The following is a 13,782-nucleotide window of genomic DNA, read 5'->3' on the forward strand; positions in this document are numbered from 1 at the left end:
TTTCAGGACTTGGAGCAGAGCGCGTTTCACGGGCATCAGCCTGCCTTTCCTTGAGCCTTCTATAAATAAAAATTTATATCCGAAGGATTCTTCTAATTCTTAGAGTCTGTTGGAATCGAGAATTACGACCTGTCCATAGGCGGCTTGAGATATCCACTTGTCATAGTGACGCGCGGACGTTTTCGCCAGCGTGGAAAACTTCGGGTAGCAGGCGGATTCGTTGATTTGAATCAGGAATCTAGCCTGGGACACGCCAAGTGCTGATTCTGTGGACAGCCGGGGACTAAAAAACTATCCCCATAATACTCCCCGGCGCTGAATCGAAACAGACAGCAGGGCGAATTGTGGACAAGTCGCCATCTGATACAGTCGCGCCGTCCACTTCGGGCCGAACTGCCCGTTTATCCACATTTGACCACAGACCCAGGCGCCCGCTGTGAACAAACCCCAAAGCTTCTTCCATCTGCACCTGATTTCCGACGCCACCGGCGAAACGCTTCTGGCGGCGGGGCGCGCAGCCTCGGCGCAATACAAGGATGCGCGCGCGATCGAGCACATCTACCCGCTGATCCGCACCGAAAAGCAGCTGATGAAAGTGTTCGACGACATCGAAGAAGAGCCGGGCATCGTGCTCTATACGGTGGTCGACCAGCACCTTGCCGGCACCATAGACAGCCGTTGCGCGGCGATGGGCCTGCCCTGCGTGTCAGTGCTTGAGCCGGTGCTGACGGTGTTCCAGTCTTATCTAGGCACGCCGGCGGGCCGCCGTGTCGGCGCCCAGCACGTGCTCGACGCCGAGTATTTCCGCCGCATCGATGCGCTCAATTTCACCATGGAGCACGATGACGGCCAGCTGCCGGTCGACATGGAACAGGCGGACGTGGTCCTGATCGGCATTTCCAGAACGTCGAAGACGCCGACGAGCATCTATCTCGCCAATCGCGGCATCAAGACCGCCAATATCCCGATCGTGCTGGGTGTTCCCGTTCCCGACAGCCTGGTCCAGGCGGAGAAGCCGCTGGTCGTCGGGCTGATCGCCACCGCCGAGCGCATCTCGCATGTGCGCCAGAACCGCGTTCTCGGAACGACAATGGCATTCGACGCACAGGAATATGTAGATCGTGCATCGATCACCGAAGAGCTGGCCTATGCCCGCAAGATCTGCACCAAGCACAACTGGCCGATGATCGACGTCAGTCGCCGCTCGATCGAGGAAACGGCCGCCGCCATCGTCGCGTTGCGCAACAAGAGCCGTTAGGCTCGCCACATCGCGGAGCAGGTGTGGAACCGACCGCTATTGGTAGGCATCCCAGCCTGGTGAAAATCGATTCCGCTTTACGGATCGATGCGCTAGGACCACTTTTGTAGCCGCACAAGCTTCCCTGCAACGTGTCCTTCAGGAGAAAAGCCGTGACCGAAAAACTGATCCTGGCATCCGCAAGCCCGTTCCGGAAAAAGATGCTGGAAAATGCCGGCGTTGATGTCGAGGCTATCCCAGCCGATCTTGATGAAAGAGCCGTGGAGGCCCCGCTGGCTGAAACCGGCGCGTCACCCCAAGACGTGGCGCTGGTTCTGGCCGAGGCCAAGGCGGTCGCGGTCAGCGAAGCGCATCCTGGTCGACTGGTGCTTGGTTGCGACCAGACGCTTTCACTTGACGGCTTGGTGTTTCACAAGGCCGCCGACATGGAAGCCGCGCGCCGCCGTCTGCTCAAGCTTTCAGGTCGGACGCATCAGTTGAACAGTGCGGTCGTCATCGCTCGCGACGGAGAAACGCTCTGGCGCCATGTGGAGGTCGCATCCATGACGATGCGCCAACTGGATCCTGGCTTCATCGGCCGCCATCTTGCCCGCGTCGGCGATAGGGCGCTATCGAGCGTCGGCGCATATCAGATTGAAGGCGAAGGCATTCAGCTCYTCGACAAGATCGATGGCGATTATTTCACGATTGTCGGCCTGCCGCTGCTGCCAGTGCTGGCGGAACTGAGGAAACTGGGCGCGATTGATGGCTGAACCGGACTTGAAAGCATTTGTTTGCGGCCATCCTATCGCGCATTCGCGCTCGCCGATGATCCACGGCCATTGGCTGAAGAGCTATGGCATCGACGGCAGCTACACGGCGATCGATGTCGCGCCCGAGAATTTTGCCGCCTTTGTCGCTGGGCTGTCGGCGGCCGGCTTGCGCGGCGGCAACGTCACCATTCCGCACAAGGAGGCGGCGTTCGCAGCGGTCCAGTGCCGCGACGAGGCAGCCGAACAGATCGGCGCGGTCAACACGCTGTGGCTCGAGGATGGTGTCTTGTGGGGCGGCAATACCGACGCCTACGGTTTTGCCGCCAATCTCGATCATCTGGCGCCCGGCTGGGCCAAGGGCGATGTCGCGGTGGTGCTCGGCGCAGGTGGGGCGTCGCGGGCGATCATCCATGCGCTCAAGCAGCGCGGCTTCAAGGATATCCGCATCGTCAACCGCACGGTTGCGCGCGCAGAAGAGCTTGCCGACCAGTTCGGTGCCGGCATCACGGCGCATCCGCTAGCTGCTACGGCCGAATTGCTGGGCGATGCATCTCTGCTGGTCAACACGACGGCACTTGGCATGCACGGCAATGAGGGACTGCCCGCCGATCCGGCCACCCTGCCCGACCACGCCATCGTCACCGACATTGTCTATGTGCCGCTCGAAACCCCACTGCTTGCCGCTGCCAAGGCGCGCGGGTTGAAGACGGTTGATGGGCTCGGCATGCTGCTGCACCAGGCGGTGCCTGGCTTCGAACGCTGGTTTGGCCATCGGCCCGAAGTGACCGCCGAATTGCGCAACCTGATCGTCGCCGACCTGGACAGGACAAAATGATCGTTCTGGGGCTGACAGGGTCGATCGGCATGGGCAAGTCGACGACGGCGAAGATGTTCGCGGAAGCGGGCGTTCCGGTTCACGATTCCGATGAGGCTGTGCATCGGCTCTACGCCGGCGAAGCTGCACCTTTGATCGAGGCGGCTTTCCCTGGAACCGTGAAGGATGGCGTCGTCGATCGCGCCGAGCTTTCCCGCCATGTGCTGGGCGATGCAGCGGCACTGAAGAAGCTCGAAGGCATCATCCACCCGTTGGTTAGGGCTGATGCGAATGCCTTTCTCGACCGCAACCGTGGCGACGGTGCGCCGATTGCCGTGCTCGACATCCCGTTGCTGTTCGAAACGAATGGTCGAGGCCGCGTCGACAAGGTGGTGGTGGTCACGGCTTCGGCAGAGGTCCAGCGCGAACGTGTCCTGGCGCGGCCCGGCATGACCGAGCAGAAATTCGAGGCGATCCTTGGCAAGCAGGTTCCCGACGCTGAAAAGCGCAAGCTTGCCGACTACATCATCGATACGGGCAGCGGCCTCGACGCCGCGCGTGAGGCCGTTCGGTCAATCATTGACGATTTGACGGTGGGAAAGCCGGCGCCGCGGGCCTCCTAGGCCTTGTTCCAGTGCAAATGGCGGGCGCATGCTCGCGCCAAGGAGAATCATTACATTGCGCGAGATCATATTCGACACGGAAACGACCGGGCTTGATTCACGCGAGGACCGCGTCATCGAGATTGGCGCCATCGAGATGGTCAACCGTTTCCCGACCGGCAACACCTTCCACAAATACATCAATCCGCAAGGGCGGCAGGTCCATCCCGACGCCCAGAATGTGCACGGCATCTCGAACGCCGACCTTGAGGGCAAGCCGACTTTCTCCGAGATCCTCGATGAATTCATCGACTTCATCGACGGCGCCAAGCTTGTCGCGCACAACGGCAACTTCGATCTGGGCTTTATCAATGCCGAATTCGCAAGGCTCGATCAGCCCGCCATCGACCCCGGCCAGCTGATCGATACGCTGGCGCTTGCCCGCCGCAAGCACCCGATGGGTCCGAATTCGCTCGATGCGTTGTGCCGTCGCTACGGCATCGACAACAGCCGCCGCACCAAGCATGGCGCCCTGCTCGACTCCGAGCTTTTGGCCGAGGTCTATATCGAGCTGATCGGCGGCAAGCAGTCGGCGCTGGTTCTGGAAAGCTATTCGTCATCGAACGGCAATGGCGGCTCAACGCGGCAGATCGAGATCATTGTCGCCACGCGGCCCGAACCGTTGCCGGCGCGGCTGACCGAGGCCGAACTTGCCGCGCATGAAAAGCTGGTTGGCGGTCTTGGCGAAAAGGCCCTTTGGGCCAAGCTCACACAGGCTTGAATACGAAAAAGCCCGGCGCTGAGGCCGGGCTTTCGATGAATGACGCTCTTGGGCGTGGTCTTAGCTGACCTTGACCTTGGAAGCGGCCTGTTCCTCGGCGATCTTCTGCTGGAACATCTGCGCGAAATCGATCGGGTCGAGCATCAGCGGCGGGAAGCCGCCATTGCGGGTCGCTTCGGCGATGATCTGGCGTGCGAAGGGGAACAGCAGGCGCGGGCACTCGATGAAGAGCAGCGGCAGCATGTGCTCCTGCGGGAAGCCGTCGATGCGGAACACGCCGCCATAGACCAGCTCGACGTTGAACAGCACGTCCTTGTCGAAAGCGGCCTTGGCGCTCAACGTCAGGTTGACGTCGAACTGCTTGTCCGTCATCGGGTTGGCGTTGACGTTGACATTGATGTTGATGCCGGGAGCCTTGTCGCGGCCGCGCAGCGAATTCGGTGCGCCGGGGCTTTCGAAGGAGAAATCCTTCACATACTGCGCCAGCACGTTGAGCGTGGGCTGCTGTGCATTACCGTTGCCGTTGGCACCTTCCGGCGCTTCATTAGTGGCCATAAGCCCATGTCCTCTTGGCTCGGCCGCGACGCGGCCCGGATTGGAATCCGCGGTTCGCTAGCATGCTCGGCATGCCAAGACAAGGTTTTGCCTCTGGCGGAGGCCGCTCGCTACTCGTCGCGGATGGAGCGCCAGGGTGATTTCGGGTTGGGCTGGCGCGAAAAGTCGTCCTCGTCGAGATCAATGGTCTTGCCGCCTGCTGGGCCACTGCGACGGGCAAAACCGCCGAAGTCGGAGGTGAAACGCACTCGCTTGCTGAGGAACCGCCAGGCCAAGGCGCGGACCGGCGGCAGGAACAGCAGGATGCCGACAATGTCGCTGATGAAGCCGGGAATGACCAACAGGATGCCGGCGAGCACGATCATCGCACCGTTGGCGAGTTCCTTGGACGGGTCACGGCCGGCTTCCATTTCGGTACGGATACGGGTCATGACGCCAAAACCCTGCACGCGCAGCAGGATGGAGCCCAAGACAGCGCTGAGCAGAACAAGCCCGATGGTCGACAGCACGCCGATTTCGCTACCTACCAGCACAAATCCGGCGATTTCGAGCAAAGGCAGGGCAAGGAGCAGGAGAGGCAGCATCTAGAGCGTTGATCCGGTCCGGTTTGAGTTGACGTGACAGCCATATGCGGTCACAGGCATAGCGCATACATCTTTAGATAGGGCGCTGCGCCTTTAATTTGAATGATCGGTGCATGCGTTCTATATGCAAGGCTAACAGGCGCTGCACAGATGCGGCGCCGGCGAATGGCACATAAGCTGGCTTCGGCCGCGAACAAGGGACGGATCGGCAGAAGATATGGAATTCTTCGATTTCGGCACGATTTTCTTTCTAATCGCAGCGGTGGTGATCTTTTTCCAGCTCCGCAACGTGCTTGGACGCCGTACCGGCAATGAACGTCCGCCCTTCGACCCCTATACGGCGGCCCGCAACAAGCCTCAGGACGCCAATGGCAAGCCCGAGAACGTCGTGTCGCTGCCGCAGCGCAAGCGCACGCCAGGCGAAACCAACGACGAGGTCTATGTCGCCATCGACGCCTTCGCCAAGCCGGGCACCGACCTGAACAAGGGGCTGCGCGCCATCAGGGACGCCGACGCTTCTTTCGAGCCCAAGGGTTTCGTCGAGGGCGCCAAGATGGCCTACGAGATGATCGTCATGGCCTATGCCGACGGCGACCGTAAGACGCTCAAGAACCTTTTGTCGCGCGAGGTCTATGACGGCTTTGTTGCCGCGATCGCCGACCGCGAAGGCCGCTCGGAGAAGATCCAGTCCTCTTTCGTCGGCATCAACAAGGCCGATATCGTCTCGGCCGAGATGAAGGGCGGCGAGGCTCACGTCACCTTGCGCATCGTCAGCGAGCTGATTTCGGCGACGCGCGACAAGGCCGGAGATGTCATCGACGGCGATCCGGAGACTGTGGCCGAGGTCAAGGATGTCTGGACCTTTGCCCGCGACACCCGTTCGCGCGACCCGAATTGGAAGCTTGTCGCGACCGAGGAAGAAGACTGACCGCGCGTGGCGGGCGAAGCCCGTGTTGCTCTCGCCCGCATTCGCCCCGGTCGGTTTTGCCGACCTTCCCGGTTGGCTGGGAGATGACCACCTAGCCGCCTTCGGGGCCTTTCGCCGTTCTGCCTTTCATGTCCTGACCAAGTCTTATCGCGGCGGCGCCCTCGGCGTCGCTTTTGATGCTTTTGGCCCAGCCTATGCCGAAGCGCGCGCGCGACCGGCGGGCAATGGTGCTGAAGCCCGCGCCTTCTTCGAACGTCATTTCCAGCCTGCCTTTGTTGCGCCGGAAGGTCGCGAGACCGGTTTCGTCACCGGCTTTTACGAGCCCGAAGTCGAGGCCTCGTCGGTCAGGACAGAGATTTTCCAGGTGCCGCTGCTGTCGCGACCGGCCGATCTTGTCGACATTGACGACCACAACCGCCCCGCCGGCATGGACCCCTATCTCGCTTTCGCGCAGCAGACCGCTGACGGGCCGGTCGAGTATTTCGACCGCCCGGCGATCGAACAGGGCGCGCTTTCAGGCAAGGGACTTGAGATCGCCTGGCTTGCCGACCCGGTCGACGCATTCTTCGTCCATGTCCAGGGCGCTGCCCGTCTGAACATGACCGACGGTTCGCTGCGACGTGTCACCTATGCCGCCAAATCCGGCCAGCGTTTCACCGGTCCGGGCGGAATTCTGGCCGAAATCGGCGAGATTCCGCTCGAAAAAGTAACGATGCAGTCGATCCGCGCCTGGTTCAAAGCCAATCCGGAGCGCGTCGACGATATCTTGTGGCGCAATCTCTCCTACATCTTCTTCAGGTATGCCGAGGTCGATGATCCGGCACTTGGGCCCATCGCTGCGGCGAAGGTGCCGCTGACGCCGGGCCGTTCGGTTGCGGTCGACCGCCTGCTCCACACCTTCGGCACGCCGTTCTTCATCGCCGCCCCTGCCCTCACCGCATTTGGCGGCAAACCTTTTGCCCGGCTGATGATCGCCCAGGACACCGGTTCAGCCATCACTGGCCCGGCGCGTGGCGATTTGTTTGCCGGCTCCGGTTTCGATGCAGGCGAGATTGCCGGCGTTGTCCGCAACGACGCCGATTTCTTCGCCTTGCTGCCCAAGCCCCTGTTTTCCGGTGGCGCGTCATGAGCACACGCCGCGACCGCAAGCTCAGCGACGAAGAACGCGTGTTGTGGAACGTTATTGCCCGCACGACCTCGCCGCTCAAGGGCAAACGGGCGATCGAGATACCCGAGCTGCCAGCACCCGTTGTCGCCAAGCCGGATCCGACACCGGCAAAGGCCACGCCAGCGCAGGTAAATGCATCCGCAGCTCCGCCCAAGCGCCTGTATGTCGCCCATTCGCTCGATGAACCGACGCGCGACAAGCTGTCGAAAGGCCGCCTGCCGATCGAAGGCCGGGTCGATCTCCACGGCATGACCCAGGACGAAGCCTATTCGCTGCTGCTCCATTTCCTGGCGCGCGCGCATGCCGGTGGGGTTCGTTATGTGCTTGTCATCACCGGCAAGGGCAATTCCAAGGGCGGCGATGGTGTGTTGCGTCGCATGGTTCCGGCCTGGCTGAACACGGCACCGTTCCGCATGCTGGTGTCCAGTCATGATCATGCCGCCCGCCATCATGGCGGTTCGGGCGCGATCTACATCAGGCTGCGCCGGAGTATGGGCATTTGACGCCGCTGGGAGAGCGCATCCGCGAACTCAGGCGCGAGCGCGGCGTCAGCCAGAAGGATATGGCCGCGACCATTGGCGTCAGTGCCGCCTATCTCTCGGCGCTCGAACATGGTCATCGCGGCGTGCCGACATGGGCGATGATCCAGAAGATCATCGGCTACTTCAATGTCATCTGGGACGATGCAGAGGAGCTGCAGAAGCTGGCTGAAGGCTCGCATCCGCGCGTGGTGGTCGACACGGCGGGACTTTCGCCTGCAGCCACCGAGCTGGCCAACCTGATGGCTCAAGCTATCGGCGAAATGAATGAGAGCGAGCTTGCCGCCCTCAATAGCCAGATGCGCGAGGCGATTGCGCGGAAGAAGCGCGGCTAGCGAGCATGATCCCGAAAAGTGGAAAACGGTTTTCGGACAAGATCATGCTCAAATCTAAAAAAGCGCCTCGAGTTCGGCCAGCTTGTCGTTGACCAGCCAGCCATAATAGTTCTCCTCGGGCATTTTCGCCGGTTCGCCCGCGGCCGCGCGCCTGTCGTTTTCGGCTTTGAGCGCATGGGCGCGAGCTTCAGGGTTGCCGACATTGTAGAGCGTGGCGGTGAGCCCTGGATTGCCCGAGATGTCGAAGCCGGCGATGTTTTTATAGGCATCGATTGACGTCTTCACCGTGGCAGCGATGTAAGGCAGCGTCAGGTCGGGATCCATGATGGTCTTGTAGACGCTGTTCGGGTCGGCCGCATCGAGCTTGGGCAGGCGCGAGACCTTGTGTACGAGGTCGCTCATCTGCAGCGCGGTCAGTGGATTGAGCTGGCCGATGCCAAAGGTCTGGCCGGCATAGAAGGGCTGGAAGAAGGTGGCGCTGAAGCGGTCGTTGGGAAAGCTGGTGCCGTCCACGGTCTTGCCGCGAAAACTCTGGTTCCATACCGCTTCGCGGCATTCCCACAAATCGTAGCTGTCCGACTTCGCCGCACATTCGGCGAATTGCGGACGCTTGATGAAATCGGTGACCTCTTCGCCGCCGTAGCTGAAGCTGAATTTGCTCGACAGGTAGGACACCGCCTTGACGTAGTAGGTCTGCATCCGGTCGTAGGCGTCGACATTGTAGGTGTGCTCGCCGACGATGGCGCCGACGACATGGATCGGGTCGATCCCGTAGGCGCGCGCCACTGTCTTGATCTTGCCGCGCAGTTCGGCATCGTTCTGCAGCAGCGCGTAAACCTTGCGATACTTGACGTCGAAGGTGGTCTTGCCAGCCTTGGTGCGCTTGGACGAGGCACCGGGCACGTCGGGTTGCTCGGCATGAACGTTGCCGGCCGCGACCAGGGTCGTCGCCGATGCCTGCGGCACGCCGAAGACCGCCGCCAGAAGAAATGCCGAGAGAAATACGCGTTTCATATGCTGCTGTTGCCCAAGCCCTATCAAGGCAAACTAAGAAAAGCCCTCGGCTTAGTCGAGGGCGTTGTCGCCTGACGGAAGCGAAAGGTGGCCGGATGGTTCCATTCGGCCACATGTCACATTGTTCCGGCGCGGGCAGTGCACGCGCCGGAAGCCCGCTTTAAAGGATGAAACGCGACAAATCTGTGTTCCTGGAGAGATCGCCGACGTGCTTTTCGACATAGGCCGCGTCGATCTTCACCGTCGTGCCGTTGCGATCGGGCGCATCATAGGAGACCTCGTCGAGCACGCGCTCCATCACCGTCTGCAGACGCCTGGCGCCGATATTCTCGACACTGTTATTGAGGTCGACGGCGATGCCGGCGAGCGCGTCGATGGCGTCGTCGGTGAATTCGAGGTTGACGCCCTCGGTCGCCATCAGCGCGATATACTGCTTGATCAGGCTGGCTTCGGTCTCGGTCAGGATGCGAACGAAATCGTTCTTTTCCAGCGCCCGCAGCTCAACGCGGATCGGCAAGCGGCCCTGAAGCTCCGGCAGGAGATCCGAAGGCTTGGAGATGTGGAACGCACCCGAAGCGATGAACAAGATGTGGTCGGTCTTCACCTGCCCATATTTGGTCGCAACCGTCGTGCCCTCGACCAGCGGCAGCAGATCGCGCTGCACGCCTTCACGCGAGGGGCCGCCGGAGACGTCGCCACGCGCAATCTTGTCGATCTCGTCGAGGAAGACGATGCCTTCGTTCTCGGTCACTTCGAGCGCGCGCCGCACCACCTCGTCCTGGTCGAGCAGCTTGTCGGACTCATCGCCGATCAGAAGCGCGTAGGATTCCTTGACGGAGGTCTTGCGCGTCTTGGTGCGCTGGCCGCCCATCGCCTTTTGCAGCATGTCGTTGATGTTGAGCACGCCGACATTGCCGCCCGGCATGCCGGGGATATCGAAGCTCGGCATGCCGCCGGTGCCGCTATCGGCGACCTCGATTTCGATTTCCTTGTCGTCGAGCTCGCCGTCGCGCAGCTTCTTGCGGAAACTATCGCGGGTGGCCGGGCTTGCCGTCTTGCCAACGAGGGCTTCCAGCACGCGCTCTTCGGCGTTGACATGGGCACGCGCCTTGACGTCTTCGCGCATCTTCTCGCGCACCAGGCCGATGGCGATCTCGACTAGGTCGCGGATGATCTGCTCGACGTCGCGGCCGACATAGCCGACCTCGGTAAACTTTGTCGCCTCGACCTTGACGAAGGGCGCACCTGCAAGCTTGGCCAGGCGGCGCGAAATCTCGGTCTTGCCGACGCCGGTAGGCCCGATCATCAGGATGTTCTTGGGCATGACCTCTTCGCGCATCTGGCCTTCCAGCTGCTGGCGGCGCCAGCGATTGCGCAGCGCGATCGCCACGGCGCGCTTCGCGTCCTTCTGGCCGATGATGAAGCGGTCGAGTTCTGAAACGATCTCACGGGGAGAGAATGTGGACATAGCGATACTCTTGAATACTCGGTTGCAGCTTATGTATGGGCTGGAAGCCGGCGCGCAAGGGCACCGGGCAGCAGTGGCACCAGGCCCCGCCGCAGCCCATGCCAGCCAGCGCTGAGCAACAGCACCAGCGCGCCCAGCACCAGCATGGTGAGCGGTACGACACTGTCCGAAAGTCCTGCCTTGACGACGAGCGCACCGAAGGCATAGCCGGCATAAGACAGGCCCGACACCAGGATCGCGCGCCTGTCGACGACAAGCGCAACGAGCGCCAGTCCGATGAAGATCGCCAGGATGCTCCAGGCCGAAACCGCCTCGGAACCGCCCTCGCCGGCGAGACTGCTGACCAGCGGATGCACGATCAGCGGTGCCGCCAGCATATGCAGCCAAAATGCGATGTCGGTGCGCCGGGTCTGGCGCAGCGGATCACTCAGGTCGAAACGCATGGCGAGGGTGAATACGGCAAGGCCGCAGGCCAGCAGAAGCGGCTTGGCCGCCTGGATGGCGAAATCGGGTGCCGCCATGAAAAGAAGCGCGACGACGGAGGCGACAAGCGCGGCAACGCCGGCAGCGATCGTCACTGGCACGCGGAAGCGCCAGTAGTGCAGCGCAGCCGCCGCAGCGGTAACAAGGCCGGCGACRACGATCGGCGAGCCCCCGTGGTTGCCGAGGCCCATGCCGAAGCTCTGGCTGGGGTTGAAGGCTTCCGCCACCGCTGAAAAGACCGCTCCGGCATAGACCAGAAGCAACACGATGCTGGGCAGCGCCATGCGCTGGTTGCGGGTGAAGTATTCGGCCAGAAGCCAGCTCGCTACGGCGATGACAACGAACATGCCGGTGTTGCCGATCATGTCGCCGGAGAAATAGCCCAGGGCGCCCAAAAACAGCCCAAGGCCGATGGTGACGAAGATGTCGCTGAAACCGCTGATGAAACGAAACCTCTCGTCGTCATGCGGTTCCCTGTCGAAGGCGGGCGTTCTAGCGCTTTCCAGATCGCGCAGGCCTTGCGCCTGGTCGGCGGTCACCAGCCCTTTCGCGACTGCGGTGCGCAGCGCGTCGGGCGATATGGCGAGCATGTCAGGCGGTGTCGAAGAATTGTTCACTACAGGATCCCCGCCTGCCAATGCTTGATCGTATCGAGCGGATAAACCAGCATGATGACGTTGAGCGTCAGGTTGTCACGGATGACATAACCGACGCCGATTTCGAAGATGACGGCCAAGGCAACGACGCTCCAGACCGGAAGTCGCGCGGCCATGAAGAAGCCCAGCACCATGGCCAGCGTGTCGAACACCGAGTTCAGGACGCTGTCGCCGTAATAGTCGAGGGAAATGGTGCCCTCGCGATAGCGGTTGATGATGAAATCGCTGTTTTCTACCAGCTCCCAGGCCACTTCGATGCCGATGGCGACCGCAAGGCGGAAACCAAGCGAGCTCTTGGGCGCCAGCCAGGTCAGCAGTGCGTAGAACAGGAAGCCGTGGATGATATGCGAGAAGGTGTACCAGTCGGAGATGTGCTGGGAGTTCTCCGAACTCATCACGACGCCCTGCCACAGCTTGACGTAGCCGCATTTGCAGATTGCCGGGTGGCCCATCCAGTAAAGCGCCACCGCTTGTCCTGCGATCAGCAAGGCAGCCACCAGCAGCCACCAGCCCAGCTTCTCGCGTTGCCCGGCTGCTGCCTCCTCCCCTTGCGCAAGCATCATTCGTCGAAATCCCCCTCTTCGGCATCGCGCGCCATCATCAGCGCCGGACCGTAAATCGACGTTCGCGTATCGAAAGCCACGAAGCCAGCTTTTTCGTAAGCGCGGATGGCGCGTTTGTTAGCCGGGTTCGGGTCTATGATTACCCTTGGCACGCCTTCTTCGAACAGCTCGTCGACGAACTGCCGGATGATTGCCGAGCCATGGCCTTTGCCGACCAGATCCGGCACGCCGATCGACAAGTCGATGCCGAGCGTGCCGAATGGCTGGTCCTGGTAGGGGTGGTCGTCCTCCATATGCGGGTCGTAGCTCTGGAGGTAGCCGATCGGCTTGCCGTCCAACTCGACGATCAGCGGCTCGACCGAGATGCTGTCGATGTGCTCCTCGATCGCGGCGATCTCATCTTCGGGATGGTTCCACCATTCGGCGACATGCGGCTGGGCCAACCATGCCTTGATGACAGGCAGGTCGGCCCTGGTCACCGGACGGAAGTCGTAGCGCGCGGTTGCCTCAATCGGCATCGAGCGTTTCGATCACGAAGCTGTGGTTGGTGTAGACGCAAATGTCGGCCGCGATCTGCATTGCCTTGCGGGCGATCTCCTCGGCGTCCTTGTCGGTGTCCATCAGGGCGCGCGCAGCGGCCAGCGCGTAGTTGCCGCCCGAGCCGATGGCCATGACGCCGAATTCCGGCTCYAGCACGTCGCCGGTGCCGGTCAGCGCCAGCGAAACATTCTTGTCGGCGACCAGCATCATCGCTTCGAGGCGGCGCAGGTAGCGGTCGGTGCGCCAGTCCTTGGCGAGCTCGACGCAGGCGCGCGTCAGCTGGTCGGGATATTGCTCGAGCTTGGCTTCGAGGCGTTCGAGAAGGGTGAAGGCGTCGGCGGTGGCGCCGGCGAAACCGGCGATGACATTGCCCTTGCCGAGGCGACGGACCTTGCGGGCATTGCCCTTCATGATGGTCTGGCCGAGGCTGACCTGGCCGTCGCCGGCGATGACCACCTTGTTGCCCTTGCGCACGGTCACGATGGTTGTGGCGTGCATACTCTGTTCACTGGACATATGTTGCTCCGATGGCGCGCGGCCCCTTTGCGGCAGCTTGCGCGTTACGAGTGGAAGTTCGATCTTATGTATGACGCGGCGCAAGGAATGCAAATCCTCGCCGCTTATGACGAAATGCCCTTTCACGACGATTGGCAAGCGGTCGCTCATGCTGTTATTAGGCTCTCGTTTTTGAGGACAAGGATCCGCCAATGGCCCCCCGTTCCGCCGAAGTCAGCCGCAAGAC

At 61.6% G+C, this 13,782-nt stretch carries 17 protein-coding genes; 9 read left to right on the top strand and 8 right to left on the bottom strand.

Annotated elements, in window-relative coordinates; all coding sequences use genetic code 11:
• Window positions 1–436: 436 nt before the first annotated feature.
• The 5 genes from AC1DUU_RS09810 to dnaQ all read left to right on the top strand — a co-directional run bounded on the left by AC1DUU_RS09810 (window position 437) and on the right by dnaQ (window position 4,207).
• Window positions 437–1,258: a pyruvate, water dikinase regulatory protein gene (locus AC1DUU_RS09810; protein ID WP_476783233.1), complete on the top strand. Its 822-nt coding sequence runs from the start codon at window positions 437–439 to the stop codon at window positions 1,256–1,258.
• A gap of 152 nt (window positions 1,259–1,410) precedes the next feature.
• Window positions 1,411–2,010, top strand: a complete 600-nt coding sequence (locus AC1DUU_RS09815; protein WP_476783234.1) for a Maf-like protein — start codon at window positions 1,411–1,413, stop codon at window positions 2,008–2,010.
• Complete coding sequence (locus AC1DUU_RS09820) at window positions 2,003–2,845, top strand: shikimate dehydrogenase (protein WP_476783235.1); 843 nt, start codon at window positions 2,003–2,005, stop codon at window positions 2,843–2,845. Before AC1DUU_RS09815 ends, AC1DUU_RS09820 begins: the two co-directional genes overlap by 8 nt.
• A complete protein-coding gene (gene coaE / locus AC1DUU_RS09825; RefSeq protein WP_476783236.1) occupies window positions 2,842–3,447 on the top strand; it encodes a dephospho-CoA kinase in 606 nt (201 codons plus the stop codon). Before AC1DUU_RS09820 ends, coaE begins: the two co-directional genes overlap by 4 nt.
• Before the next feature lie 55 nt (window positions 3,448–3,502).
• Window positions 3,503–4,207 carry a DNA polymerase III subunit epsilon gene (gene dnaQ / locus AC1DUU_RS09830; protein WP_476783237.1) on the top strand — a complete coding sequence of 235 codons (705 nt, stop codon included), beginning with the start codon at window positions 3,503–3,505 and terminating at the stop codon, window positions 4,205–4,207.
• 60 nt (window positions 4,208–4,267) lie between these two features.
• Here the strand turns inward: dnaQ and secB are convergent, their stop codons facing one another.
• The gene (secB, locus tag AC1DUU_RS09835) at window positions 4,268–4,762 is read right to left on the bottom strand and encodes a protein-export chaperone SecB (RefSeq protein ID WP_476783238.1); all 495 of its coding nucleotides are present in this window, start codon (window positions 4,760–4,762) and stop codon (window positions 4,268–4,270) included.
• Between the two features lie 110 nt (window positions 4,763–4,872).
• Window positions 4,873–5,346, bottom strand: a complete 474-nt coding sequence (locus AC1DUU_RS09840; protein ID WP_476783239.1) for an FxsA family protein — start codon at window positions 5,344–5,346, stop codon at window positions 4,873–4,875.
• Window positions 5,347–5,563: 217 nt separating this feature from the next.
• Between AC1DUU_RS09840 and AC1DUU_RS09845 the strand changes: the two genes are divergently transcribed.
• The 4 genes from AC1DUU_RS09845 to AC1DUU_RS09860 are packed head-to-tail and all read left to right on the top strand — an operon-like array spanning window position 5,564 to window position 8,316.
• The gene (locus AC1DUU_RS09845) at window positions 5,564–6,274 is read left to right on the top strand and encodes a Tim44/TimA family putative adaptor protein (protein WP_476783240.1); all 711 of its coding nucleotides are present in this window, start codon (window positions 5,564–5,566) and stop codon (window positions 6,272–6,274) included.
• Between the two features lie 22 nt (window positions 6,275–6,296).
• Window positions 6,297–7,403 carry a murein transglycosylase A gene (gene mltA, locus AC1DUU_RS09850; RefSeq protein WP_476783241.1) on the top strand — a complete coding sequence of 369 codons (1,107 nt, stop codon included), beginning with the start codon at window positions 6,297–6,299 and terminating at the stop codon, window positions 7,401–7,403.
• A complete protein-coding gene (locus AC1DUU_RS09855; RefSeq protein ID WP_476783242.1) occupies window positions 7,400–7,945 on the top strand; it encodes a Smr/MutS family protein in 546 nt (181 codons plus the stop codon). The genes mltA and AC1DUU_RS09855 overlap by 4 nt, the downstream gene beginning before the upstream one ends.
• Window positions 7,942–8,316 carry a helix-turn-helix domain-containing protein gene (locus AC1DUU_RS09860; protein ID WP_476783243.1) on the top strand — a complete coding sequence of 125 codons (375 nt, stop codon included), beginning with the start codon at window positions 7,942–7,944 and terminating at the stop codon, window positions 8,314–8,316. Before AC1DUU_RS09855 ends, AC1DUU_RS09860 begins: the two co-directional genes overlap by 4 nt.
• Window positions 8,317–8,370: 54 nt before the next feature.
• Here AC1DUU_RS09860 and AC1DUU_RS09865 read toward each other — a convergent pair whose 3' ends face one another.
• From AC1DUU_RS09865 to hslV, 6 genes are all read right to left on the bottom strand, one after another.
• Entirely contained in the window at window positions 8,371–9,330 is a 960-nt protein-coding gene (locus tag AC1DUU_RS09865) for a DUF1402 family protein (protein ID WP_476783244.1), read from the bottom strand.
• Between the two features lie 160 nt (window positions 9,331–9,490).
• Window positions 9,491–10,798, bottom strand: a complete 1,308-nt coding sequence (gene hslU / locus AC1DUU_RS09870; protein ID WP_476783245.1) for an ATP-dependent protease ATPase subunit HslU — start codon at window positions 10,796–10,798, stop codon at window positions 9,491–9,493.
• 29 nt (window positions 10,799–10,827) lie between these two features.
• Window positions 10,828–11,898, bottom strand: coding sequence for a hypothetical protein (locus AC1DUU_RS09875; RefSeq protein WP_476783246.1), 1,071 nt, complete (start codon window positions 11,896–11,898; stop codon window positions 10,828–10,830).
• Window positions 11,898–12,500 carry a DUF2585 domain-containing protein gene (locus AC1DUU_RS09880; protein ID WP_476783247.1) on the bottom strand — a complete coding sequence of 201 codons (603 nt, stop codon included), beginning with the start codon at window positions 12,498–12,500 and terminating at the stop codon, window positions 11,898–11,900. The genes AC1DUU_RS09875 and AC1DUU_RS09880 overlap by 1 nt, the downstream gene beginning before the upstream one ends.
• Complete coding sequence (locus AC1DUU_RS09885; protein WP_476783248.1) at window positions 12,497–13,018, bottom strand: GNAT family N-acetyltransferase; 522 nt, start codon at window positions 13,016–13,018, stop codon at window positions 12,497–12,499. The genes AC1DUU_RS09880 and AC1DUU_RS09885 overlap by 4 nt, the downstream gene beginning before the upstream one ends.
• Window positions 13,008–13,556 carry an ATP-dependent protease subunit HslV gene (gene hslV / locus AC1DUU_RS09890; RefSeq protein WP_109578294.1) on the bottom strand — a complete coding sequence of 183 codons (549 nt, stop codon included), beginning with the start codon at window positions 13,554–13,556 and terminating at the stop codon, window positions 13,008–13,010. The genes AC1DUU_RS09885 and hslV overlap by 11 nt, the downstream gene beginning before the upstream one ends.
• Window positions 13,557–13,782: the final 226 nt, after the last annotated feature.

This window comes from Aminobacter sp. P4_H6_2 (assembly GCF_056400805.1).